The organism is Bradyrhizobium sp. RDM12 (assembly GCF_051917485.1).
In the GTDB taxonomy this organism is placed as follows: domain Bacteria; phylum Pseudomonadota; class Alphaproteobacteria; order Rhizobiales; family Xanthobacteraceae; genus Bradyrhizobium.
Window position 1 is genome coordinate 3875097 of the sequence record NZ_CM133064.1, and the last position, 23414, is coordinate 3898510.

Consider the following 23414-nt stretch of genomic DNA (forward strand, 5'->3'; position numbering starts at 1 on the left):
CACCGAGGTCAGCGCCAGCCGGTGTGCTCGTTGCCGATCGCGCGAGCTCGTTTGTCCCGGGCTGGCGAGCCTTGCTTTTGGTCTGATTGAGTGGCATTGCCAGCGATTATTCCCAGCCTATCAAAGGGCCGAGCCGATGGTATCGCGTGTTCCGCTGAATGATCTCGTGCGGCAGAATCTCAAGATCCGTGATGATCTCATCGCCTCGGCCAGCCGAGTGATCGATCGCGGCTGGTTTGTGCTGGGATCGGAAGGGTCGCAGTTCGAAACAGCGTTCGCCGGCTATTGCGGCGCGGCGCACGCCATCGGGCTCGCGAACGGGACCGATGCGATCGAAATTGCGTTGCGCGCCGTCGGCGTCGAGGCGGGCGATGCCGTAGTGACGGTCGCAAATGCCGGCTTCTATAGCAGCACGGCAATACATGCGATAGGAGCGCTGCCGGTCTATGTCGACGTCGACGCGACGACGCACCTCATGGACGTTGAAGCGCTTCGGCGCGTCCTTGCGACGCAGTGGATATCAGCAGTAGTCGTGACCCATCTTTACGGCCGACTTGCGGACGTCGAAGCCATTATTGCTCTCTGCGATACCAAGGGCATTGCGGTTATCGAGGATTGCGCTCAGGCGCATGGGGCTCAACGCAACGGCAGGCGTGCAGGCAGTTTCGCCAAGGCCGGCTGCTTCAGCTTCTATCCGACCAAGAACCTTGGCGCCCTCGGCGACGGCGGCGCGATAACGACAAACGACGCCGCCATTGCCGCTGATCTTCGTGAACTGCGGCAGTATGGCTGGGATCGAAAATACCGTGTAAATCGGGCAGGTGGATGCAACAGCCGACTTGATGAGATGCAGGCGGCGCTATTGTTGACCAAGCTTCCCCATCTCGACGCGTGGAACGAAGAGCGTCGGAACATTGCTCGTCGATATGCGAGCGGCGTCACTCATCCTGCGATCCAATGTCCGCGGCACTTCGGCCTCGACAACGTGGTTCATCTCTTTGTCATGCGCTGCAAGGACCGGGATCGTTTTCGACAGCACCTGGATGCGAATGGAATTGCATCCGACATACACTATCCGATACCGGATCATCGCCAGCCTGCCTATGTGGCGCGGCACAATGATTCGAGTGAGATGCTGACGGAAACGGAGAGTCTGGCTGGTGAAATTGTGACCATACCCTGCTTCAATGGTATGGAGGAGGGCGAGATCGAGCGGGTCATCGCCGTTGCAAATAGCTGGTGACGCGACGTTAAAGCGCAGAAATTCAGGACGGGTTGCTTGTATTGCCGAGTAGCAATTTGGGCGCGCGGTCAGGACCAGGAATGTTGGAGCAGAAGTTGATCAGATTTGACGCACAGCCTGGTAAGAAGTCCGTCCAAGTCATGCCGACGGATCTGCGTGGGGTGACGGTATTTCACTTTCCGTGGGTGAGCGACCCGCGCGGCGACCTCACCGTAGGCGAATTTGGCAAGGACTTTCCGTTCGTGCCCAAGCGCTACTTCATCGTATTCGGCGTATCGCCAGAGACGCTGAGAGGCGAACACGCCCACAAGCAATGCCACCAGTTCCTGATCTGCGCTCAGGGAAGCTGCAACGCGATTGTTGACGATGGTGTTGTTCGCCGTGAATTCGTTTTGGATAATCCAAGCGTCGGCATCTACGTCCCACCGATGATATGGGGTACGCAGTACAATTACAGCAAGGATGGTGCCTTGCTGGTCTTTGCCTCCGACTATTACGATCCGGGCGACTACATTCGCGATTACGACGAATTTCTGGACGCCACGCGAGCGCGCGACGGGTAACGGCCATTATGACAGAGCGCGTCTACTGTACCTACTTCGACCACAATTATCTGTCGCGCGGGGTGGCGCTGTATCATTCGATGCAGCGTCATGCTCCGGGATCTCGGCTGTGGGTGTTGTGCCTGAGCGACGAGGCTTGCAAAATTCTGGCAGCTCTCAACCTGCCTGGCATTGTTGCGGTGTCATTGGGTGACTTCGAAGCTGCGGATCAAGAACTTGCCGCGACACGGTCCAGCCGGAGTATCGTCGAGTATTACTTCACATGCACGGCGGCGTGGATGCTGTACGTTCTTAAGAAAGAGCCGCACGCTGAATGGATCACCTATCTCGACGGCGATCTGTATTTCTATCAGTCGCCCGAGGTCGTGTTCGATGAACTGAAGGACGCTTCAATTGCGATTATCGCTCACCGCTTCGCTCCGAATCTCGAGCAGCGGCGAAGCTTCGGGACCTACAATGTCGGGTGGGTCGGAATGCGCAACGATGCGGATGGAAAGGCTGTCGTGCAATGGTGGCGGGCGAAATGCATCGAGTGGTGCTACGATCATGTCGACGGTAGCCGTTACGCGGATCAAGGCTACCTCGACTCGTTCTCTGCGCTGTCACCGCGTGTGAAGAGCATAGAGAACATTGGCGCAAACCTGGCGCCATGGAATATAGCCAACTACCGGATCGATTTTCGTGGCGGGCGGGTCATGGTTGATCAAACGCCGCTGGTATTTTTCCATTTTCAAGGGCTGCGAGCTGCTGGCCGCTGGTTCATATTCAACAGCCATCGTGTTTTTGGCGCACCTTTATCCCGCCTGACACGCAACTACATCTACCGCCCCTATGTGACCGATTTGATCGCCGTGGAACAAACCGTCCGCCCAATATTGAAATTGATGAAGTGAGACCCCAGGCTCGTTCTCACACTGAAGGGTAGGCTGCGAAGCGTGGGTCTGTTTGGATATCGGTTGCTCGATGTCGTGACCGGACGTGCCTTCCTTGTGATCGGGAGCAAGGTATTCTGAGGCCGTCGACTTTATGCGGGATGAGAAAGCCGCCGCACCTTCCGATCAAGTGACGGATAACAGATAGGTTTCAGTCCACGACGGATCTCCTGTCACTGCAGAGACGTCATAGGGAATGCTGCGCCATTGCCGATCCAAGCGCAATCCTGCAGCCTCGCAGAGTGAGATCAGTTCGTCTCTGTTAAAGACGATCTCAACGACCGGTGAGCCGTATGCGTATTTTTGCAGACATGTGGTCTCACGCTTGCCGAATACCGGCACGCTATGCAGGATGCAATAGCGCTTGGCAACGCGCGCCGCTTCGCGGATCGCGCGTTCGTAGTCGACGATATGCATGAGAGACACGCCGTTGAAGACGATGTCGAAGGCATCATCGTCATAAGGCAGCCGCGTCGCGTCCGCGATCCGGAACGAGCCGGACGGGTACCGCTGCCTTGCGCGCGCGATCATGGCCTCGGAATAGTCGATACCGGTATATCGCAGCCCTACGGGCGCCAGTTCGGCAAACACATCGGAATAGTATCCGCTGCCGCATCCGACCTCGATCAGGCTTGGATTGTCCAGTTGTGTCGCAACGACCGCTTCGGCTGCAATCCTGAGATCGAGCCGCGGCTCTCCCCGCTTCATGGCCTTAAGCAGGCTCAGATAGGCCCGCTCTTGCCGAGTGACCGTTCTGCCGGCGAGCCATCCCGACGATGCGGCCTGAAGTCGGCGTGCTTCATCGATCCCGCTCAGAACACGATAGTCGGTCGAAACCAGGATCTGGCGGCGCAAGACGGGAATCGCGCGGATGATGCGAGCAGCGATTCGTCTGGCAAGCGGGCGGGGCGTCATCGGTGCGAAGGCATCGCGGCGGCCAGTTGGAGAAGAGATTGTACGCGTTCGCGATAGGTATGCTGGGCGAGTTCGAGCCTGGCCGGCCTGTGCGACGGATTGCCGCCAGTCTTCATCGTCGAGCGCGCGCTTGATCTCGGACAGGCAATCGTCAACGGAGGTCCACACTGCGACTTCGCGGTCACGCTCGAACAGGCTGGGCATGTTGTCCTTATCGTCAGTCAACAGGAACGAGCCCGCGCCGGTTGCCTCGAACAGCCGCATGTTGCCTGCTTCGCGGCCTGCCATGTCAATGTGCGAGTTCAGAGTGATCCGAGACGTTCTGAGTACCTGATACATCTCCACACCCCACACCTCGCCCTGGTAGCAGCGGTGGAGCGGCGAGGACGCGGGCAGGGTATGCAGGCCGCTGCCGTACAACTTCAAGTCATAGTGACGGGCCACCAATTCGAGCTGCGCGACCCGCTGCTGGTGATCCACCGACACGGCGCCAACGAACGAGACGTCAATGCTGCGCTCGGGCGCGGGCGGAAGAACGTCGAGAATATCAGGCTCGAAGGCGAGATGGAGCACTTCGCGCGCGCGCCCTTGGCGCGGAAGAAGTTCACGACCTGAGCCAGCTGCGAAATTATCAAATCATAAACGGTCCAGTCCTCGCCGCGTGGTGGTGAGACGCCGATCTGGCCGACCATGATCGGCCTGCCTATCTGTTTGATCCGGCGTGCCAGGCTCGTGTCGACATGAAACAAATCCTGATTGAGCACAAGGTCCGGTTTGAACTCCTCGATCTGCGCAAGGAGGATCCTCTCCGATTGCTCGTCAAGTCGTGGGCTCAGTCCGACTTTGCGCGCCAGCGGCCTCAGAACCGGCTTGAACGGCGCGACCGCGCGGTGCAGCCATCCCGGCACAGCATCGCGTGCGATGGCAGCAGATCGAGACGGCGGCTCGACAGCGATGCCGTGTTCACGCGCCCAGGCCGTTTGCATCCAGGCGTTGTTGACGTGGATGTCGGCGGCGACGTGTCCAAGCTTGGCAAAATTTCGGGAATAGAAATCGGCGACGCCGAACAGGCTGGCGTTGCGGGCCGCAATCTGCGTCGCATACTCAGCGTCCGCAAGGCCTGGATGGCGCCGGTACTGCCAGGCCAGGAAGCGCGCATAGTCGGCATTGAGGATGAGGACGCGCACGAAAATCCGTTGCCGTTCCAGAACAAGCCCAAATCACCGGCTTGGAAGTTTCGAACACCTGCGGCATCGGCGCCGTCTCCGGCCTCGTTATCACCGGCATGGGCGACTTCAAAGCGGAAATTCCCCTGTCCGGGATCGAAGCATCTGGATATCACCGATGAGCCTCCGCTTGAAAGCGGAACATCGTCTCGACGGAGCCTCGCCGGCGGCGGGTAGCTCGGTTTCGATTTTCTCGCACGTCGAACTTGAGGATTTGGCTCGCGAAAAGTGTGATGGGAGATTGGGCGGCCACCTGGACTTTGGAGCGATGCGCGAGAAGCGGGTCCAACGCCGGTCTAAAGCCTTGATTTGCTCCGCCTTTTGCTAATATAGCTCATCCCGGCGAGGCGCGTGGCGCCGCTGTTTCGGTGCCCATTGAAGACCGAGGTCCCATGATCAGATTTGGCCTGCTCGGCTGCGGGCGTATCGCCAAGCGCCACTCCGACCTGCTTGGTGGCAATCACATCGCAGGTGCAACGCTCGTTGCCGTCTGCGATTCCCAGCGCGCCCGCGCGGATGCGATCGCGGCCAAATTCGGAGTCGACGCTTACGACGACATCGACGCGATGCTCGCGCGCGAGGATATCGATGCGGTCGCGGTGCTGACCCCGAGCGGGCAGCATCCGCAGCATGCGATCGCCTGCGCCCGCGCCGGCAAGCATGTGATCGTCGAGAAGCCGATGGCGTTGCGTCTCCAGGACGCCGACGACATGATCCGCGCCTGTGACGAGGCCGGCGTCAAGCTGTTCGTCGTCAAGCAGAACCGTTTCAATGTGCCCATCGTCAAGGCGCGCGAGGCGCTCGATGCCGGCCGCTTCGGCAAGCTCGTGCTCGGCACCGTGCGGGTACGCTGGTGCCGGGACCAGGGCTATTACGATCAGGACTCATGGCGCGGCACCTGGGCTCAGGACGGTGGCGTGCTCACCAACCAGGCCAGCCACCATGTCGACATGCTCGAGTGGTTCTTCGGCGACGTCGTCAGTGTCCATGCGCGCAGCACGACCGCGCTGGTGAAGATCGAGACCGAGGACACCGCGGTCGCGACGCTGAAGTTCCGCAACGGCGCGCTGGGCATCATCGAGGCGACCACCGCGGCGCGCCCGGCCGATCTCGAGGGATCGCTGTCGATTCTCGGCGAAAAGGGAACCGTCGAGGTCGGCGGCTTCGCCATGAACCAGATCCGGCACTGGCGCTTCGTCGACGAGCGTCCGTCGGACAAGGAGGTCATCGAGAAATTCTCGGTCAATCCGCCGAACGTCTACGGCTTCGGCCACCAAGCCTATTACCAGCACGTCGTCGAATGCCTTGCCGATCGCGGCGCCGCCCTCGTCGATGGATTGCAGGGCCGCAAGAGCCTGGAACTGATCTCGGCGCTCTATGAATCGATCGAGACCGGGGAGGAGGTGCCGCTGCACTTCATGCCACGTCGCAGCCGGCTCGGCGTCGCCTCGTGAGCAAGCCCGAACTTGATCGAGCCGCCATTCGCGACGTCGTGTTCGGCAGCGGCGTCAGGGTGGTCGAACCCTGCAATCTCTACGGCTGCACGATCGGCGACGATTGCTTCATCGGTCCGTTCACCGAGATTCAGAAGGGCGTCGCCGTCGGCGCCCGCACGCGCGTGCAGTCGCACAGCTTCGTCTGCGAGCTCGTCACCATCGGCGAGGATTGCTTCATCGGCCATGGCGTGATGTTCATCAACGACACGTTCGCAACCGGCGGGCCGGCGCGCGGCCGCAAGGAATTGTGGCGCGAGACCCGGATCGGCAACCGCGTGTCGATAGGCTCAAACGCGACGATCATGCCGGTGCGGATTGCAGACGATGTCGTGATCGGCGCCGGTGCGGTCGTGACCAAAGACATCACGATCGCCGGCACCTATGCCGGTAATCCGGCGCGGCTCGTGCCACGGAGATAGAGGCGCATGCCAGTCCCTTTCGCTGATCTTCAGCTTCAGTATCAGAACATCAAGAGCGAGATCGACGCGGCGATGGCCGGCGTGATCCGCGACAATGCCTTCATTCGCGGTCCCTTTGTCGATGCTTTCGAGCGCGACTTCGCGACCGCCGCGTCCGTCAAGCATTGCGTCTCCTGCGCCAATGGCACCGACGCGCTCTACCTCGCCATGGCGGCGCTGAAAGTGAAGCCGGGCGACGAGGTGATCACGACCGCGCATTCGTGGATCTCGACCTCGGCGATGATCACGCATGCCGGCGCAACCGTCAGGTTCTGCGACACCGACGGCGCGACCTTCACCATCGATCCCGCGGCGATCGAAGCGGCGATCACGCCGCGGACCGTTGGCATCATTCCGGTGCATCTGTACGGGCAGCCGGCCGACATGGACGCGATCATGGCAATCGCGAACAGGCACGGCCTGTGGGTGATTGAGGATTGTGCGCAGGCGCATCTGGCGCGCTACAAGGGCCGGATGGTCGGAACCTTCGGCGTGGCCGCGACCTATTCCTTCTATCCCGGCAAGAATCTCGGCGCGATGGGGGATGCGGGTGCCGTCGTCAGCAACGACGACGCTCTCGCCGAGCGGATGACCATGCTGGCGCGTCACGGCGGCCTCGTGAAGCATCAGCACCAGATAGAAGGCATCAACAGCCGGCTCGACGGCATGCAGGCGGCGGTCCTGTCGGCCAAGCTCCCGCATCTGGCGGATTGGACCAAGGCCCGCCAGGATGCCGCCGCGTTCTATGACGCGGCGCTGAAGCAGGTGGAGGACGTCGAGCTGCCGCAGGTCGCTGCGGGACGGCAGCATGTTTATCACCTCTACACGATCAAGCATGCAAGGCGCGATGCGCTCGCAAAGCACTTGAGCGCGAAGGGAATCCAGACGGCGATCAATTATCCGACGGCGTTGCCGCTGATGCCGGCCTATCGCCGTTTCGGGCACACGGCCGAACAGTTTCCGCATGCTACGGCCGATCAGGCCAGCATCCTGTCACTGCCGATGTTCGCCGAGATCACGCGCGCGCAGCAGGACGAAGTCGTGCGCGCGATCCGCGAGTTCTAGCGCTCGTCCGCGATCACCTTGCCGTCGTTCGGCAGCGCGCCGGGGCTGACAAGCTCGACTGCGCCCCCGAGCTTGGTCACAGCCCGCAGGCTGGCCGCGATCTCCTCGCGCAGTGCATCGCCCGATGTGCCCGCTTCGGCCTTCAGCGTCATCGCATCGGCCTCGCCCTGGCGGGTGACGACCAGGCGCAGGCGTCCGAGCGCGGGATGGCGCTTGCCGATCTCGGCGACCTGCTCGGGACGGACGAACATGCCCTTGACCTTGGTGGTCTGGTCGGCGCGGCCCATCCAGCCCTTGATGCGCATGTTGGTGCGACCGCATTTGCCTGGGCCCGGAAACGCCGCCGTGAGGTCGCCGAGTGCAAGCCGGATCCAGGGATGGTGCGGATCGAGCGAGGTCACCACGATCTCGCCGACATCGCCGGGGAGACGGGATCGCCGGTGCCGGGCTTGACGATCTCCATGATCAGATCCTCGTTCACGACCATGCCGTCGCGCGCCTCGGTCTCGAAGGCGATGAGGCCGAGATCGGCGGTGCCGAAGGCCTGGTAGGCGTCGATGCCGCGCGCCTTGATCTCGGCCTGGAGCGAGGGCGGAAACGCCGCGCCCGACACCACGCGCGCTTGATCGAGGAGACGTCGCGGCCCGCAGTTGCCGCGGCATCAAGCAGGATCTTCAGGAAGTCCGGGGTGCCATTGTAGCCGACCGGACGGTAGGCCTCGATCAGCTCAAACTGCTGCTCGGTGTTACCTGGGCCGGCGGGGATCACCGCGCAGCCCAAGGTGCGCGCCGAGGCGTCGAAGATGAAGCCGCCGGGGGTGAGGTGATAGCTGAAGGTGTTGAGCACGACGTCGCCCGGTCGAAACCCCGCGGCAAACAGCGCCCGCGCTCCGCGCCAGGGATCGGTCTGGGTGCCCTCCGGCTCGAAGATCGGGCCCGGGGAGGTGAAGAGGCGGGCGAACGACCCCGGGGCCGCCGCCACGAAGCCACCGAAGGGCTGTGAGGCCTTGTGCAGGGCTGGCAGTTCCGACTTGCGCAGCACGGGAAGGCCCGCCAGCGCCGTCCTGGAGGCCACCGAGGCGGGATCGATGCCCTTCAGCCGCTCGGCATAGGCGGGTGCGGTCATCGCGCTGCGCAGGACACCCGGCAGGCGGGCGAACAGCTCGGCCTCGCGTGCCGCTGGCTCGCGCGTCTCGAGGGCGTCGTAATGGGCGGTCATGGCAGGTCTTTCCGGGTTGGCATCCATTGCACGCCGCCGCTCGCATGGGTAACAGACGGCCATTGATGGGGTGTGGAGAGCGCGATGGCGGAGGAGAGCATCATTCCGGCGGAAGAGGCGGCCGATGTCGTCGCGCGCCTGAAGCGCCGCATGGTCGAAGATGCGATCCCGCTGTGGTCGACCATCGGCTGGGACGCCGCCGCCGGCGGTTTCGTCGACCGGCTGCATCCGGACGGTGCGGCGGACGCAGCCGCGCCGCGGCGCGTGTTCGTGCAGGCGCGCCAGATCTGGTGCTATGCCAAGGCGGCCCATATGGGCTGGTACCCCGAGGACGCGCCATCGCGTTGAAGGGGCTCGAGCACCTGCTGGCCAAAGCGAAGGCGCCCGACGGCCGGCCCGGCTACGTGCACCGGCTCGCGCCGGACGGTTCCGTGCTGGACGCCCGGCGCGATGCCTATGACCACGCCTTCATCCTGGTTACGCTGGCGGCCGTTTATGCGCTCGACAATGACGCGCAAGTGCGCGCCGAGATCGACGCGCTGCTCGCCTTCCTCGACGGCCATCTGCGCTCGCCGCATGGCGGCGTCCACGAAGGCCTCCCGGTGTCGCTGCCGCGCCGGCAGAACCCGCACATGCATCTGTTCGAGGCGATGATCGCGTGCTTCGACGCCACCCACGATCTGTCGTTCCAGAATCGCGCCGGTGAGTTCTTCGCGTTGTTCCTCGCCAATCTCTACGACAAGCGGACGTGTGCGCTCGGCGAATATTTCGAGGAGGACTGGTCGAAGATCGAGCCGGTCAGCGTCGAGGCCGGCCACCAGGCGGAATGGGTTTGGCTGCTGAAGGGGTTTGAGCGCATCACGGGGTGCCCGACCGGACAGCGGCGCGCAGAACTGCTGGCGACCGCGTTGCGCTATCGCGACACGGCCACCGGCTGCCTCGTCGACGAGGGCGACGACACCGGCAACATCCGTCGCTCGACGCGCCGGCTGTGGCCACAGACCGAGATCGCGAAGGCGTGGATTGCGCAGGCCGAGTCCGGCGAGGCGCGCGCGGCCCTGGTGCGGCTCGAACGGCATTACCTCAGCCATCCCGTGCGGGGCGGCTGGTATGACCAGTTCGACAGCGACGGCAAATCGCTGATCGACACCATTCCTGCGTCGTCGTTCTATCATGTTCTCTGCGCAGTCACGGAAGCGGAGCAGGTGCTGGAAGGTTAAAGCTCTTTTGTTTTGAGGCGTTTTCTTCACGCGAACCGGTTCCCACTTCGCTCGAAAACGCTATAGCCATCGCTTGCGGCGCTTGAAGCTCTTCAGGTTCTTGAAGCTCTTGCGCTGGTCGCCGGCGCCTCCGAGATAGAACTCCTTGACGTCCTCGTTGTCGCGGAGTTCGTCAGCGGTGCCGTCGAGCACGACCTTGCCCTGCTCCATGATGTAGCCATGGCTCGCCACCGACAGTGCGGCGCGCGCATTCTGTTCGACTAGCAGGATGGTGACGCCGAGGTCGCGGTTGATCTTCTGGATGATGGAAAACACCTCTTTCACCAGCAGCGGCGACAGACCCATCGACGGCTCGTCCATCAAGATCATCTTCGGGCGCGCCATCAGCGCGCGGCCGATCGCGAGCATCTGTTGCTCGCCGCCGGAGAGATAGCCGGCCAACCCCGTGCGCTCCTTCAGGCGCGGGAAATAGTTGAAGACCATGTCGAGGTCGGCATCGACCTCGCGGTCCCTGCGGGTGAAGGCGCCGAGTCGAGGTTTTCCAGCGAGGTCATGTCGGCGACGATGCGTCGGCCCTCCATGACCTGGAAGATGCCGCGGCGGACGATCTTGTCGGGATCGATGCCGGCGATGGGCTCGCCCTCGAACAGGATCTCGCCGCGCGTGACCTCGCCGTCCTCGGTCTTGAGCAGTCCCGAGATCGCTTTCAGCGTGGTCGACTTGCCGGCACCATTGGCCCCCAGCAGCGCCACGATCGCGCCCTTGGGCACGTCGAGGCTGAGGCCGCGGAGCACCAGGATGACGTCGTCATAGACGACCTCGATGTTGCGCACGGCGAGGAGGGGCGGTGCGGGGACGACGCTGGGGGTGGGACGAGGAGCTTCGATGATTTCGGTCATTCTTTATAACTCCGCTGTCGTCGCCCGGCTTGACCGGGCGACCCAGTATTCCACAGACGCCCGACATTCCTTGAGAAGCCGCGGCATACTGGATCCCCGCTTTCGCGGGGATGACAGTGTGTGTGGTGAAAGCCAGGCTCACCAGCCCAGCAGTTCCGGCTTGCGCGGCAGCTCGACGGTCTTGACCTTCTCGAGCTTGATCGTGCCCTTGGCCATGAGGTCGTTGAGGTCGCCGTCAGTCGCGCCCGAGATCTTGGTGCGATAGAGCTCGACCTTCAGCGTGCCGCGATGGTCCTTGTCGGTCCAGGTCGAAGGCGCGCAGACGCCTTCCAGGCCCGACGGCACCCAATCCTTCTTCTGGTAGAATCCCTTCACGACGTTGTCGCCGGTGGCGCCGCCGTTCTTGACGGCCCAGTCGAGCGCCTCCTTCATGTACATCGCCGAGCAGACCGCGGCGACGTAGTGCACGGGGCGATAGACCTTGCCGGTGGGGTCGGACATCCTGGATATCTCCATCACCGTCTTCATGCCGGGCGCATCGCCGCCCCAGCTCACCGCGGTGCGCAGCGGGAAGATCACACCGTCAGCGGCGTCGCCCGCGGTCTTGGCGGCGTTTTCGTCCATGCCCCAGACATTGCCGAGAAATTGCACCTCGGCGCCGGCGGTCTTGCAGGCCTTCATCACCGAGATGTTGGAGGCCGCCGTGTTGCCGAGATAGGCGTAGTTGGCGCCCGAGGATTTCAGGCTCAGGCACTGCGCGCTGTAGTCACCCGGCGCAAGCGCGAACACCAGCGGAGGCAGCACCTCGAAGCCGAGCTCCTGCGCCATGGCTTCGCCGGCGGCCTTCGGCGCGTTCGGGTAAGGGTGGTTGGCGCCCATGTGCACGAATTTCGGCTTGCCGGTCTTGCCCTTGGCCTTCCAGTCCTCGGCCGCCCAGATCAGCATCGCGCGCAGCGAGTCCGAATAGCTCGGGCCGTAGAAGAAATTGTAGGGCGCGGGCTTGGCCTTGCCGCTGGTACCTTCAGGATCGGTCAGGGCCGCGGCATAGGAGCCGGAGAGGTCGGGGATCTTGTCCTGGGCCAGGAAGCCGGTCAGCGCCTCGGTGTCCGCAGTGCCCCAACCCATGATCGCGGCAACCTTGCTGTCCGGCGCCGACCATTTCTTGTATAGCGCGATCGCGCGCGGCACCTGGTAGCCGTAATCGTTGGTGTCGACGCTGAGCTGCTTGCCGCCGATGCCGCCGTTCTTGTTGACCCAGGCAAAGGTGTCTGCGACGGCCTGGCCGTAGGGCGTGCCGACGTCGGAGGTGCCGCCGGAATAATCGGCGAGATGCCCGATCGCGATCTGCGCCTGCGCGCCGGCGGAGAATGCCGCGATCACAAGCGCGAGCGATGCGGTGCTCAAAAGGGACTTCATCGTCATGGGTCGGTTCCTCCGGTTTTTTGTTTAAGTGAAGTTTCCGCGCTCAATGCGAGAACGGGTAGAGTTTCCAGTACGCCTTGATCTGCCGCCAGCGATGCGCGAGCCCGTCCGGCTCGAACATCAAAAACGCGATGATGATCACCCCGATCGCGATCTCGCGCAGGAACGTGATGTTGTTGTTGAGCGACAGCGCCTTGTCGATCGCACCGCCTTTCAGGGAGATGCTGATGAACTCCATGGACTCCGGCAGCAGCACCACGAAGGCCGTGCCCATCAGCGTGCCCGTGATCGAGCCGGTGCCGCCGATGATGATCATGGCGAGGAACAGGATCGAGCGCTCGATGCCGAAACCCTCCTGCGAGACCACTAGCTGGTAATGCGCGTAGAGCGCACCGGCGATGCCGGCGAAGAAGGCGGCGAGCCCGAACGACAGCGTTCGGTATTTCGTGAGGTTGATGCCCATGATCTCCGCGGAGAGATAATGGTCGCGGATCGCGACCAGGGCGCGGCCATCGCGCGTGCGCATCAGATTGGTGACGAGGATGTAGCTCGCCAGCACATAAGCCAGAACGACATAGAAATATTGCCGGTCGCCGCGGAGCGTATAGCCGAAGATCGAGAACGGCTCGGCGCTCGCCGGCACGGAGCCGCCGGAAAACCATTCGGCGCGGGAGAAGAAGTCGAGCAGGATATATTGGGCGGCCAGCGTCGCAATGACGAGGTAAAGGCCCTTCAGCCGCGCCGCCGGAATGCCGAAGATCAGCCCGACCAGAGCGGTGACGACACCCGCGAGCGGAATCGCGAAGAACACCGGGATCGGTGCGTTGTTGGAGATGTAGGCCGAGGTGAACGCGCCGAGCAGGAAGAAGGCGGCGTGGCCGATCGAGATCTGGCCGGTGAAGCCGACCAGGATGTTGAGGCCGAGCGCCGCAATCGAGAAGATGCCGATCTGAATGAGAATGCTGAGCCAATAGCCGCCGAGAAATTGCGGCAGGAGACAGAGCAGCAGCACGCCGAAAATCGCAAAGTTGCGGCTGGTCGTTGTCGGGAAGATCGTGGTGTCGGCCGCGTAAGAGGTGCGGAAATCACCAGCAGGGATGAGGGCAGGGCCGGCCATGGGTCAGATCCGCTCGATGTCGTGGGTGCCGAACAGGCCGTAAGGCTTGATCATCAGCACGATGATGAGGACGTAGAACGGCGCGATCTCATAGAGATTGCCCCAGTGCAGGTACTGGCTGTCGACATATTGCGCGATGTTTTCCAGGAGCCCGATGATGATGCCGCCAAGCACCGCGCCGCCGACGGAATCCAGCCCGCCGAGGATCGCCGCCGGAAACACCTTGATGCCGTAGCCGGCAAGACCCGAGGACACGCCGTTCACCACGGCGACGACGACGCCCGCGACAGCGGAGACGGTGGCCGAGATCGCCCAGGCCATCGCAAACACGCTCTTGACGGAAATGCCGAGCGACTGCGCCACCTGCTGGTTGAACGCAGTGGCGCGCATCGCAAGGCCGTATTTCGAGGCGCGGAAGAACCAGGCCATGCCGATCATCATCGCCACCGAGACGACCAGGCTCATGACATAGACGGTCTGGATCTGGAGGCCGAACAGGCCGACCGACTGGCTCTCGAACACGCGCGGGAACGGCTGCGGGTTGACGCCGAACGTCCATTTCAGCGTCGCCTGCAGCACGGTGGAGAGGCCGATCGTCACCATGATCACGGAGATGATGGGCTCGCCGATCATCGGCCTGAGGATCAGGACCTGGATCGCGATGCCGAACACGAACATGAACACCAGCGTCATCGGCATGCCGATCCAGAACGGCACCTGGTATTTGGCGAGCAGGGTCCAGCACACCCAGGCGCCGACCAGCAGCAATTCACCTTGCGCGAAATTGACGACCTGCGTCGCCTTGTAGATCAGCACAAACGACATCGCGACCACGCCATAGAGCGTGCCGACCACGAGACCGTTGACCAGGAGCTGAATGAGGAAGGCGGTGTTCATGTCGATTCCGTGTTATCTTCGTCTCTCCCCGCAAGCGGGGAGAGGCGAAGGGCGGCAGTGTTTGCAATAGTCTGATTCACTCTGCAGCCTCCGCCAAAGGGCCGTGTCCGCCGAGATCCACCACCCGCAGTGTGGTTCGCACGCGCTGGGTGGTACCGTCCTGGAAGCGGATCACGGTGTCGACGGGGATGTCGGCGATGCCGCGGTAGATGGCGTCGATGATGCCTTCGTATTTCTCGTTGATGACGCTGCGGCGCACCTTTCGCGTACGGGTGAGCTCGCCATCGTCGGCGTCGAGCTCCTTGTAGAGCAGCAGGAAGCGCGAGATGCGTTGCGCCGGGGGCAGCGTCGCGTTGACGGTCTCGACCTCCTTCTGCAGCAGCGCATAGACTTCGGGGCGCGAGGCGAGGTCGCTGTAGGTCGTGAATGAGAGCCGCTTCTTCTCCGCCCATTTCGAGATGATGGAGTAGCGGATGCAGATCATCGCCGCGAGGGCGTCGCGACCGGCGCCAAGCACGACCGCTTCGGCGATGTAGGGCGAAAACTTCAGCTTGTTCTCGATGAACTGTGGCGAGAAGCGTTCGCCGCGCGAGGTCTCGGCGAGATCCTTGATTCGGTCGATGACGATGAGTTGCTTGTTGTCGTTGAAATAACCGGCATCGCCCGACAGCATCCAGCCGTCCCTGATGTCTGCGACGCTCGCCTCGGGGTTCTTGTAGTAGCCGAGAAACATGTTGGGATGCCGCACCACAATCTCGCCGACGCCGTGAACGTCGGCATTGTCGATGCGGATCTCGACGCTGTCCGCCATCGGAACGCCCGTCGTGTCGGGGTCGACCTTGCTCTCGGGGTGCAGGGTGTAGGCCCCGAGCAATTCCGTCTGGCCGTAGAGCGTGCGCAGCGGTACACCCATGGCCTGGAAGAATTTGAAGGTGTCCGGCCCGAGCGCTGCGCCGCCCGTCGCAGCCGAACGCAGCCGCGTGAAGCCGAGCCGGTCGCGCAATGCGCGGAACAGGATGGCGTCGGCGTAGCCCGAGCGCTTGCCCTGCTCGAGCGCAGCGAGACCAGTCTTCATACCGACGTCGAACAGGCGCTGCTTGAAGGGTGTGGCGTCCATCACCCTGGCGCGGACGTCGGCGGCGATGGATTCCCAGACGCGGGGGCAAAGAGAACGAACGTCGGCGCAATCTCGCGCAGATCGTTCATCATGGTGTCCGGCTCTTCGACGAAGTTGATCTTCATCCGACAGAGCAGGCCTTTGCCGAGCACATAGACCTGCTCCATGATCCACGGCAACGGCAGCACCGAAACGTATTCGTCGTCGGGGCCCTTCGGGTCGAAGGCGAGATAGGTCGCGCAATGGCCGAGCACACGGCCAGCGGCGAGCATTGCGAGCTTCGGATGCGACGTTGTACCCGACGTGGTGCAGAGGATCGCGACGTCATCGCCCTTGGTGGCGTCGACGAGCTTGTCGTAAAGCTCCGGCTCGCGGGTCGCGCGGGCACGTCCGAGCTCGGCGAATTTCTCCGCCGACATCAGCCTGGGGTCGTCATATTTCCGCATCCCGCGCGGATCGGAATAGATGATGTGCTTCAGTCGCGGCACGCGCTCGGCCAGAGCCAGCAGCTTGTCCACCTGCTCCTCGTCCTCGGCGAAGACGAGCTGGGCGTCGCCGTAATTGAGTAGATAGGAGGCCTCCTCGTCCAGCACGTCGCGATAAAGCCCGAGGCTCAATCCGCCGATCGCGTGGGCCGCGACTTCCGCCGCAACCCAGTCCGGGCGGTTGTCGCCGATGATGCCGATGACGTCGGCGCGGCCAAGGCCCAGTTCGACCAGTCCGAGCGCGAAATCGCGCACGCGGGCCTGGTAGTCGTTCCAGGTGAAGGGGCGCCAGAGGCCGAGATCCTTTTCACGCAGCGCGATCTCGTTGCCATGCTCCCTCGCATTGAGCCGGAGCATCTTTGGATAGGTGTCGGCCCGGGCGACGCGGCCTGCATAATCCATCATGCCGGGCTCTCCTGCGCCGGCGGCGAATCGTCGGGATCGACCAGAACCTCGTCCTCCTCGCCGAGATAGGCGCGCCTGACGTGGGGATCGGCGAGCACGGCGGCAGGATCGCCCTCGGCGATCTTCCGGCCGAAATCCAGCACCATGACGCGATGAGAGATGTCCATCACCACGCCCATGTCGTGCTCGATCATCACCACCGTCATCCCGAACTCCTCGTTGAGATCGACAATGTAGCGGGCCATGTCCTCCTTCTCCTCGAAGTTCATGCCGGCCATCGGCTCGTCGAGGAGAATGAGGCGCGGCTCCAGCGCCATGGCACGGGCAAGCTCGACGCGCTTGCGCAGGCCGTAGGAGAGGGTGCCGGCGGGCGATTTTCGCACCGACTGGAGGTCGAGGAAGTCGATGATCTCTTCCACCTTGCGGCGGTGCTCGAGCTCTTCCTTGCGCGCGCCGGTGAGCCAGTACAGCGAGCCCGTGAGGAAATTGTTCTTGAGGAGGTGATGGCGGCCGACCATGATGTTGTCGAGCACGCTCATGTGGTGGAACAGCGCGAGATTCTGGAAGGTGCGGCCGATGCCGAGCGTGGGACGCGCATTCGGCGTCAGGCCGGTGATGTCGCGGCCCTGGTAGAACAGCTGGCCTTCAGTCGGCTTGTAACGGCCGGAAATGCAGTTCACGATCGAAGTCTTGCCGGCGCCGTTCGGGCCGATGATCGAGAACAGCTCGCCCTCGTTGATGGCGAAGCTGACGTCGGTCAGCGCGCGAACGCCGCCGAACCGCAAAGACACGCCGCGCACTTCGAGACTGGTAGCCACCAAACGAATCCTTCCCGGTGATGGCGCGTTCAGCGGCGCTCTTCGTCCGTTCCTCCCGGGCAATCCTAGTACGGTCGTGCCGGGGAGGCCATGCAGCACATGGTCCCGACCGGAGCCGCGCCACTTTCGCACCCGTTTGGGGTCAAAAGCCGCATCAACCGAGATGGCTCTCAATAGGGGAAAGCGCTATTTTGAAATGTCTCCGGCCTGACAATTCGGCGACAAAGTTTTTGGGGCGGCAGCGGCTTACACCTTTCGTCGGATGGATGGCCCGGAATACACGTGTTGCAGTGCACAAAGAATGGGTGACGAAACGGTGCGGCTGGCCTCTCGATCATGATTTCAGAGGATCAACTGAAGCGCGTCGCCGCTTGGTCGCGCGAGCTCACGGCGGCGGAGATCGAGGTGGCCCGCGCCGGGATCACGGAGCGGTCCTACGGCCCCGGCGAGACCGTGTTCATGCGTGGCGATAAATTCGATTATTGGGCAGGCATGGTGAGTGGCCTCGCCCGGATGGGCGGGGTCTCGCGCGACGGCAAGGAGACGAGCCTTGCGGGGCTCACGGCAGGCGCCTGGTTCGGCGAGGGCAGCGTGCTGAAGAACGAGGCGCGCCGTTACGACGTGGTCGCGTTGCGCGACAGTCGCGTTGCGTTGATGGAGCGCTCCGCCTTCATGTGGCTGTTCGAGAACAGCGTCGGCTTCAACCGCTTCCTGGTGCGCCAGCTCAACGAGCGGCTCGGACAGTTCATCGGCATGCTCGAGGTCAACCGCACGCTCGATGCCACCTCACGCCTCGCCCGCGGTATCGCCTCGCTGTTCAACCCGATCCTCTATCCGGAATCGACCGCGCATCTGGAGATCACCCAGGAGGAGATCGGTGCGCTCTCCGGCATGTCGCGCCAGAACGCCAATCGGGCGCTGAACCGGCTGGAGAAGGAGGGACTGCTGCGGCTGGAATACGGCGGCGTCACCATTCTCGATATCGAGCGGCTGCGCGGGTATGGCGATTAAGGCGCGACGGCGCCGGTCCGTCAGCCTGCATTGGCCGGGGCGTGCGCCGGCCACAGATCCTCGCGCCAGCGCACCGCGATCGCTGACATCGCGATGATGCCCGCGACCGCATAGACCGAGCCCATCGCGGAATAGCCGATCAGGTCGATCAGGCTGCCTGCCGCAAGCAGGCCGATCGGCAGGCCATAGATCACCATCATCCGCACGCCCATGACGCGGCCGCGCAGATGGGCGCTCGCCGTGCGCATCAGGATCACGGCCGCCGAGATCATCGACATGCTTTGGGCAATGCCGGCGAGCACGAGGCAGGCCGTGGCGACCGGCACGGTCCTGACCTCGACGAACACCAGCAGCATCGCGTACCAGGCCAGTGTCGCGCCGATCAAAAGCCGGGCGATCCGGACCCCGCTGACGAGGCTCAGCGTGATGGAGCCCATCAGCGAGCCGACGGCAAAGCTCGCCGAGAGATAGCCGAGACCGGTCTGGTCGGTGTGGAAGATGTCGCGCGCGACAAAAGGCAGCAATCCGTTGGTGATCGGAAAGGCCGTGAGGTTGGCCAGGAAGGCGACGCACAGCGCCGCGCGCATGCCAGGACCGTTCCAAGCGTAGACGATGCCTTCCTTCAGGTCGCCCAGCAATCGCGAGACCGCATGGCTGTTTGCAGGGAGATCCGTCGTCGTGAGCGACTTTTCCGGCCGGCTCATGCAGAACATCAGAATCGCTGCGATGAGATAGAAGGTCGCGATCGCGGCATAGACGAGGCCGATGCCGAGGAGGGCGAACAAGCCCGCGCCGGTCAACGCGCCGGCAATCCGCGCGCTGTCCTGGGTCGTGCGCGCGAGGCTGATGGCGCCGACAAGTTGCTCGGCCGGCATGATGTCGGCAAGCAGTGCCCCGCGCACGCCCAGATCGGACGGGCGGATCAGGCCCATGATCGCCACGATGATCATGACGTTGAGCGGGGCGAGATGGTGGGTCAGCGCCAGCACCATGATGATCGAAGCGAGCACGGTGTAGGTGAGGCGCAGCACGACCAGGAGGTCGCGATGACCGATGCGGTCGCCGATCATCCCGAGTACGGGCGCGATCAGCGTCCCCACATATTGCAGCGAGGCCATGACGGTCAGCAGCAAGACCGAGCCGGTCTCGACCATGACATACCAGCCGAGCACGAGCGTCTCGACTTCGAACGCCCATGAGGTGAGAAGGTCGGACGGCCACTGGAAGCGGTAGTTGCGGATGCGGAATGGTGCGAGCGCCGAACGCCGCGCGGTTGTGCTCACAACGCGATGACTCGTGTCACGGCGATCTCCTGCCATTGTTGTTTCTTCTTGCTGTTCGGCAAGGTAGCGCCGACGATCCGCGTGTCAATCGCAGCCGCCGCGGGCCGCCCCTGCGTCCGGCTCTTACCTCGCCGGAGCTCTCGGCTTCCGCTCTGCGAGCTCCGCAGCCATCGCCGAGATCAGTGGACGCATGAAATAGGCGTCGTCCGCAGGCGAGATGTCGGTGCGCAGGCCGTGCGCGGCAAGCTCACCTGAGACTGCCGGTCCGACCGAGGCGATCAGCGTGCGCTCGAATCCTGCGCGCAACTTCGCCTCGCTGCCATGGGCCTTGGCGGCCTCGATCAGGCGGCGGACCTGGCCGAGATTGGTCAACGCGATGGCATCGATCCGTCCCTGCGCCATGTCATCGATGGCGGTGACGATATTGGCGTCCGCGGCTTTGGAATCGTAGACGTAAGGTAAGACGGTATCGACCTGGGCACCTTGCGCGGCCAACGCACCGGTCAGTGTGCTGTGATCCTTGTCGGGATAAAGCTGAAGCCCGAGGCGGCGTCTCCTGAGGTCGAGCTTGCTCAACATCTCGATCACGCCCTCGGTGGTCGGCTTCTCAGTGGTCTGCTGCGCCTCAAGCCCGTTCTCGCGCAGCGCCTTGCCGGGCTTCGGGCCGCGCGCGAATTTGCGCGATCTGGCGAGCGAGGCGACGAAAGCCTGGTCTATCTGGCGCGCGCGCGCCAGCTTCATGGTCCGCCGCAGGCCCTCGCCGGTCATCAGCACGAGGTCATCAAGCGGCTTGTCGATGGCGCGGCGGATCCAGGCTTCCACCGGAGCAGGGTCCGGCGCATCCTGGATGGTGAACATCGGGCACTGCACGACCTCGGCGCCTTGCTCGGCCAGAAGTTTTGAGAACTGCGCCTCCTCGCGCGTCTCCAGGATCAGGATGCGGGTGCCGGTCAAACGGTCGGCCATGGGCGTGCTCCGGTCAGCAAAATCGCAGGCGTCCGTTCACCTTGACACCGTCGTCGGGATTGGCGCAAGGGTCTCGTCGGTGCTAGAGCAGGACGCAAATCGCGGGTCGTCCGCGGCCTCTGCGGAAACCGTCATCAAGAGCCATGCCCGATCATCAATATGTACTGACGCTGTCCTGTCCGGATCGCCCCGGAATCGTGTCGGCGGTGTCGACGTTCCTCGCCCATAACGGGCAGAACATTCTCGATGCCCAGCAGTTCGACGACGTCGAGACCAAGAAGTTCTTCATGCGGGTGGTTTTCACCGCGGCAGACCTCGCCGTCGAGCTCGCCGCGCTCCAGACCGGCTTTGCCGCGATCGCGGAACGCTTCGGCATGGAGTGGCGGATGCGCGACCGCGGGGCGCATCTAAAGGTCATGCTGCTGGTGTCAAAATCCGACCACTGCCTGGTCGACATCCTCTACCGCTGGCGCACCGGTGAGTTGCCGATGACCTTGGCTGCGATCGTCTCCAACCATCCGCGTGAGGTTTATGCCGGACTCGATTTCGCCGGGGTCCAGTTCCATTATCTGCCAGTCACCAAGGAGACCAGGAGCGAGCAGGAGGCGCAGATCCTCGATCTCGTCGCCAAGACCGGGACCGAACTCGTGGTGCTCGCCCGCTACATGCAGATCCTGTCGGATGACCTCTCGGCCAAGCTCTCCGGCCGCTGCATCAACATCCATCACTCGTTCCTGCCGGGCTTCAAGGGCGCAAAGCCCTATCACCAGGCTCATGAGCGCGGTGTGAAGCTGATCGGCGCCACGGCCCACTATGTCACGCGCGACCTCGACGAAGGCCCGATCATCGATCAGGACGTCGAACGCATCAGCCACCGCGACACGCCGGAAGATCTCGTCCGCAAGGGCCGCGACATCGAGCGCCGCGTGCTGGCACGGGCGATCCGCTATCACCTCGACGATCGCGTTATTCTGAACGGTCGCAAGACCGTCGTATTTGTGGACTAGGCACGTATCCCAGCACCGATCGGCCAATCCGGCAGGACCGCCGAGGCGGCCCGACCACTGTCGAGCTGCTCGTCGAAATCCGGAAAGCACTTCGCCGGCAACAGCGCTCACCGCGCTCTTGCAATCGTGGACGGCGCCGCCGCTGACGTCGACGCAGCCAAAAGCGTGACGTGGCCGTCGTCGGACGCCGCGTGATGGCACCTGCTCCAGCTTAGATCCGGCCGGGTTCGCCTTCAGTTCGACGGCTGCACGCCGCTTCGGCTGAACATCGCGCGCGGCGTCACGTACCAGAGCAGGAAGAGTAGCCCGGCCCCATGCGTCAGAAGCGCGGTCGCTAGAGGAACGTTGAGCAAGACCTGCGGCAGGATCGCGCTGGAAATCAAGACAAAGCTGGGCGGCAGATCCGCAGACAGCCGATTGCCGAATGCGAAGATCAGCCCGCATGCAAACGCCGCGATCGGTGCAAACAGGGGGCCGACAGAGGCGACCCCTTCCGTCGCAAAAAGCGACGCATTCAAATATCCGAGTTCATAGACCCGGTTCATCACGATCGACAGCGGCTCGTTGTAGGCGCATGGAACGAACGACTTCAGGAATCCGATCTGACAGAAATAAGTCAGCTCGTGCCTGGAGAAATAATCATTGTAGATATCGAGAGCGTTCGACGGGATGGTCATCATCCGAAAATTGACTATGTAAAAGAGGATTGGCAGCATCACGAAAGGAGGTCAGGAGCCCTGCAAGCATCGGCAGCAACAGGGAGAGAATGACTGCCGTCCTGGATCCGAAATATCTGGTGAGAAAGGCAACAAAGACCAGCCAGACCGGCGTAAAAATAGCGAACTTGGTCAGCGTAACCGGATAAAACAGTAGGGAGAGAACCAACGCCGCGCCCGCGCGCCAAACGTTTCTTCGCGCAACGAAACACGCAAAAGCAAAGGGCAGCAAGGTGCTGGAGGTGATCCCGATCGCGTACCTAAGCCCGGCGGGGAAATCGAGCTTGTCACGGTAGCTATAGATGTCCCCTATGGCCACAATTCTGAAATTGTAAACCGCGCCCGCTGTGATCGTCGCCAGAGACAACAGCAGGATGAGCGTCAGCAAGTGCTCGAACATTCTGGCGGGCAGTTCGTAGGCTCTGCCAACGGGTGAGACGATCAGTGCGGCGGGGACAAGGAACGCGGCAGCCGAAAATGCCGCAGACCATCCAGCCAATCTGTGATCATAGTTGAAGTCGCTGAAGCGGTTTAGCCAGAGATAGCCGAGGATCATCGAATAAAGATAGAATCCGACCAGATACCCGAAGCTGAAACGAGCTACCAAGAAGATCATTCCGACCAAGGCGAAGACCGCGACCACCGCGGCTGCCATCGGCAGGCGAGCCGGGTCGTAGAAGATATGGAACGCAGCGGCGCTGAAATAGCGCGGGCTGAAAATTGTGATGGCCCTCAAAGAGAAGCAGGCGGTGACAATGTACAGGCAGATCATGACGCCGATTCCGCCTGGAGCTTCGACGAGAGCGGCTATTGGCCGCCATCTATCCTTTAAAGTCATTCACCGGGATTCCTTTAGGGATCAACGATCTCAATACGGGCGAGGGGAGCGCCTGGCAACCGGGCGGAGCCGGGATCGCCGGCGGGCCGCCATGCCC

General features: G+C 62.8%; 18 protein-coding genes and 4 pseudogenes. 9 read left to right on the forward strand and 13 right to left on the reverse strand.

Annotated features, from left to right (window positions below; translation table 11 throughout):
* Nucleotides 1–136: 136 nt before the first annotated feature.
* From ACTGJ9_RS18705 to ACTGJ9_RS18715, 3 genes are all read left to right on the forward strand, one after another.
* Nucleotides 137–1243: a DegT/DnrJ/EryC1/StrS family aminotransferase gene (locus ACTGJ9_RS18705; RefSeq protein WP_456678251.1), complete on the forward strand. Its 1107-nt coding sequence runs from the start codon at nucleotides 137–139 to the stop codon at nucleotides 1241–1243.
* Nucleotides 1244–1383: 140 nt separating this feature from the next.
* Nucleotides 1384–1806 carry a sugar 3,4-ketoisomerase gene (locus ACTGJ9_RS18710; protein ID WP_456678252.1) on the forward strand — a complete coding sequence of 141 codons (423 nt, stop codon included), beginning with the start codon at nucleotides 1384–1386 and terminating at the stop codon, nucleotides 1804–1806.
* Between the two features lie 8 nt (nucleotides 1807–1814).
* Nucleotides 1815–2699: a hypothetical protein gene (locus tag ACTGJ9_RS18715; RefSeq protein WP_456678253.1), complete on the forward strand. Its 885-nt coding sequence runs from the start codon at nucleotides 1815–1817 to the stop codon at nucleotides 2697–2699.
* Between the two features lie 165 nt (nucleotides 2700–2864).
* On the opposite strand, the gene ACTGJ9_RS18720 is transcribed toward ACTGJ9_RS18715, so the two are convergent.
* Together ACTGJ9_RS18720 and ACTGJ9_RS18725 are read right to left on the reverse strand one after the other, a co-directional pair.
* Entirely contained in the window at nucleotides 2865–4139 is a 1275-nt protein-coding gene (locus ACTGJ9_RS18720) for a glycosyltransferase family protein (protein ID WP_456678570.1), read from the reverse strand.
* Nucleotides 4076–4840 carry a hypothetical protein gene (locus ACTGJ9_RS18725; RefSeq protein ID WP_456678254.1) on the reverse strand — a complete coding sequence of 255 codons (765 nt, stop codon included), beginning with the start codon at nucleotides 4838–4840 and terminating at the stop codon, nucleotides 4076–4078. Before ACTGJ9_RS18725 ends, ACTGJ9_RS18720 begins: the two co-directional genes overlap by 64 nt.
* A gap of 431 nt (nucleotides 4841–5271) precedes the next feature.
* Between ACTGJ9_RS18725 and ACTGJ9_RS18730 the strand changes: the two genes are divergently transcribed.
* The 3 genes from ACTGJ9_RS18730 to ACTGJ9_RS18740 are packed head-to-tail and all read left to right on the forward strand — an operon-like array spanning nucleotide 5272 to nucleotide 7898.
* Nucleotides 5272–6333: a Gfo/Idh/MocA family protein gene (locus tag ACTGJ9_RS18730; protein ID WP_456678255.1), complete on the forward strand. Its 1062-nt coding sequence runs from the start codon at nucleotides 5272–5274 to the stop codon at nucleotides 6331–6333.
* On the forward strand, nucleotides 6330–6794 hold the full coding sequence (locus ACTGJ9_RS18735) for an acyltransferase (protein WP_456678256.1): 465 nt from the start codon (nucleotides 6330–6332) through the stop codon (nucleotides 6792–6794). The genes ACTGJ9_RS18730 and ACTGJ9_RS18735 overlap by 4 nt, the downstream gene beginning before the upstream one ends.
* A gap of 6 nt (nucleotides 6795–6800) precedes the next feature.
* Nucleotides 6801–7898, forward strand: a complete 1098-nt coding sequence (locus ACTGJ9_RS18740) for a DegT/DnrJ/EryC1/StrS family aminotransferase (protein ID WP_456678257.1) — start codon at nucleotides 6801–6803, stop codon at nucleotides 7896–7898.
* On the opposite strand, the pseudogene ACTGJ9_RS18745 reads toward ACTGJ9_RS18740, so the two are convergent.
* Nucleotides 7895–9116: pseudogene (locus ACTGJ9_RS18745) on the reverse strand (phenylacetate--CoA ligase family protein). The gene ACTGJ9_RS18740 and the pseudogene ACTGJ9_RS18745 sit on opposite strands and share 4 nt — an antisense overlap.
* Before the next feature lie 84 nt (nucleotides 9117–9200).
* Between ACTGJ9_RS18745 and ACTGJ9_RS18750 the strand changes: the two are divergent.
* Nucleotides 9201–10336: pseudogene (locus ACTGJ9_RS18750) on the forward strand (AGE family epimerase/isomerase).
* 60 nt (nucleotides 10337–10396) lie between these two features.
* On the opposite strand, the pseudogene ACTGJ9_RS18755 reads toward ACTGJ9_RS18750, so the two are convergent.
* From ACTGJ9_RS18755 to ACTGJ9_RS18780, 6 genes and pseudogenes are all read right to left on the reverse strand, one after another.
* Nucleotides 10397–11235, reverse strand: a pseudogene (locus tag ACTGJ9_RS18755) (ABC transporter ATP-binding protein).
* Nucleotides 11236–11373: 138 nt separating this feature from the next.
* Nucleotides 11374–12657 (reverse strand): ABC transporter substrate-binding protein, encoded by a 1284-nt coding sequence (locus ACTGJ9_RS18760; protein WP_456678258.1) that lies wholly within the window; start codon nucleotides 12655–12657, stop codon nucleotides 11374–11376.
* A 43-nt stretch (nucleotides 12658–12700) separates the two neighbouring features.
* Entirely contained in the window at nucleotides 12701–13774 is a 1074-nt protein-coding gene (locus ACTGJ9_RS18765) for a branched-chain amino acid ABC transporter permease (RefSeq protein WP_456678259.1), read from the reverse strand.
* A 3-nt stretch (nucleotides 13775–13777) separates the two neighbouring features.
* A complete protein-coding gene (locus tag ACTGJ9_RS18770) occupies nucleotides 13778–14671 on the reverse strand; it encodes a branched-chain amino acid ABC transporter permease (RefSeq protein WP_456678260.1) in 894 nt (297 codons plus the stop codon).
* Nucleotides 14672–14747: 76 nt separating this feature from the next.
* Nucleotides 14748–16678, reverse strand: a pseudogene (locus ACTGJ9_RS18775) (AMP-binding protein).
* Nucleotides 16675–17496: an ABC transporter ATP-binding protein gene (locus tag ACTGJ9_RS18780; RefSeq protein WP_456678261.1), complete on the reverse strand. Its 822-nt coding sequence runs from the start codon at nucleotides 17494–17496 to the stop codon at nucleotides 16675–16677. Before ACTGJ9_RS18780 ends, ACTGJ9_RS18775 begins: the two are co-directional and overlap by 4 nt.
* Before the next feature lie 336 nt (nucleotides 17497–17832).
* Between ACTGJ9_RS18780 and ACTGJ9_RS18785 the strand changes: the two genes are divergently transcribed.
* On the forward strand, nucleotides 17833–18507 hold the full coding sequence (locus ACTGJ9_RS18785; protein ID WP_456678262.1) for a Crp/Fnr family transcriptional regulator: 675 nt from the start codon (nucleotides 17833–17835) through the stop codon (nucleotides 18505–18507).
* Between the two features lie 20 nt (nucleotides 18508–18527).
* On the opposite strand, the gene ACTGJ9_RS18790 is transcribed toward ACTGJ9_RS18785, so the two are convergent.
* Both ACTGJ9_RS18790 and ACTGJ9_RS18795 read right to left on the reverse strand, forming a co-directional pair.
* Nucleotides 18528–19790 (reverse strand): MFS transporter, encoded by a 1263-nt coding sequence (locus ACTGJ9_RS18790; RefSeq protein ID WP_456678263.1) that lies wholly within the window; start codon nucleotides 19788–19790, stop codon nucleotides 18528–18530.
* 123 nt (nucleotides 19791–19913) lie between these two features.
* Nucleotides 19914–20756 (reverse strand): uroporphyrinogen-III synthase, encoded by an 843-nt coding sequence (locus tag ACTGJ9_RS18795; RefSeq protein ID WP_456678264.1) that lies wholly within the window; start codon nucleotides 20754–20756, stop codon nucleotides 19914–19916.
* 143 nt (nucleotides 20757–20899) lie between these two features.
* Between ACTGJ9_RS18795 and purU the strand changes: the two genes are divergently transcribed.
* Nucleotides 20900–21763 carry a formyltetrahydrofolate deformylase gene (gene purU, locus ACTGJ9_RS18800; protein WP_456678265.1) on the forward strand — a complete coding sequence of 288 codons (864 nt, stop codon included), beginning with the start codon at nucleotides 20900–20902 and terminating at the stop codon, nucleotides 21761–21763.
* Between the two features lie 233 nt (nucleotides 21764–21996).
* Here purU and ACTGJ9_RS18805 read toward each other — a convergent pair whose 3' ends face one another.
* Entirely contained in the window at nucleotides 21997–22443 is a 447-nt protein-coding gene (locus tag ACTGJ9_RS18805; RefSeq protein ID WP_456678266.1) for a hypothetical protein, read from the reverse strand.
* Nucleotides 22403–23251 carry a hypothetical protein gene (locus ACTGJ9_RS18810; RefSeq protein ID WP_456678267.1) on the reverse strand — a complete coding sequence of 283 codons (849 nt, stop codon included), beginning with the start codon at nucleotides 23249–23251 and terminating at the stop codon, nucleotides 22403–22405. The genes ACTGJ9_RS18805 and ACTGJ9_RS18810 overlap by 41 nt, the downstream gene beginning before the upstream one ends.
* Nucleotides 23252–23414 lie beyond the last annotated feature (163 nt).

What these genes read in the sequence shown, in the direction of transcription:
- ACTGJ9_RS18710 (WP_456678252.1), top strand. Translation starts at nt 1,384, where the DNA reads ATGCCGACGGATCTGCGTGGGGTGACGGTATTTCACTTTCCGTGGGTG.
- purU (WP_456678265.1), top strand. Translation starts at nt 20,900, where the DNA reads ATGCCCGATCATCAATATGTACTGACGCTGTCCTGTCCGGATCGCCCC.
- ACTGJ9_RS18795 (WP_456678264.1), bottom strand. Translation starts at nt 20,756, where the DNA reads ATGGCCGACCGTTTGACCGGCACCCGCATCCTGATCCTGGAGACGCGC.
- ACTGJ9_RS18715 (WP_456678253.1), top strand. Translation starts at nt 1,815, where the DNA reads ATGACAGAGCGCGTCTACTGTACCTACTTCGACCACAATTATCTGTCG.
- ACTGJ9_RS18810 (WP_456678267.1), bottom strand. Translation starts at nt 23,251, where the DNA reads ATGATCTGCCTGTACATTGTCACCGCCTGCTTCTCTTTGAGGGCCATC.
- ACTGJ9_RS18730 (WP_456678255.1), top strand. Translation starts at nt 5,272, where the DNA reads ATGATCAGATTTGGCCTGCTCGGCTGCGGGCGTATCGCCAAGCGCCAC.
- ACTGJ9_RS18765 (WP_456678259.1), bottom strand. Translation starts at nt 13,774, where the DNA reads ATGGCCGGCCCTGCCCTCATCCCTGCTGGTGATTTCCGCACCTCTTAC.
- ACTGJ9_RS18705 (WP_456678251.1), top strand. Translation starts at nt 137, where the DNA reads ATGGTATCGCGTGTTCCGCTGAATGATCTCGTGCGGCAGAATCTCAAG.
- ACTGJ9_RS18805 (WP_456678266.1), bottom strand. Translation starts at nt 22,443, where the DNA reads ATGATGACCATCCCGTCGAACGCTCTCGATATCTACAATGATTATTTC.
- ACTGJ9_RS18785 (WP_456678262.1), top strand. Translation starts at nt 17,833, where the DNA reads ATGATTTCAGAGGATCAACTGAAGCGCGTCGCCGCTTGGTCGCGCGAG.
- ACTGJ9_RS18770 (WP_456678260.1), bottom strand. Translation starts at nt 14,671, where the DNA reads ATGAACACCGCCTTCCTCATTCAGCTCCTGGTCAACGGTCTCGTGGTC.
- ACTGJ9_RS18760 (WP_456678258.1), bottom strand. Translation starts at nt 12,657, where the DNA reads ATGACGATGAAGTCCCTTTTGAGCACCGCATCGCTCGCGCTTGTGATC.
- ACTGJ9_RS18740 (WP_456678257.1), top strand. Translation starts at nt 6,801, where the DNA reads ATGCCAGTCCCTTTCGCTGATCTTCAGCTTCAGTATCAGAACATCAAG.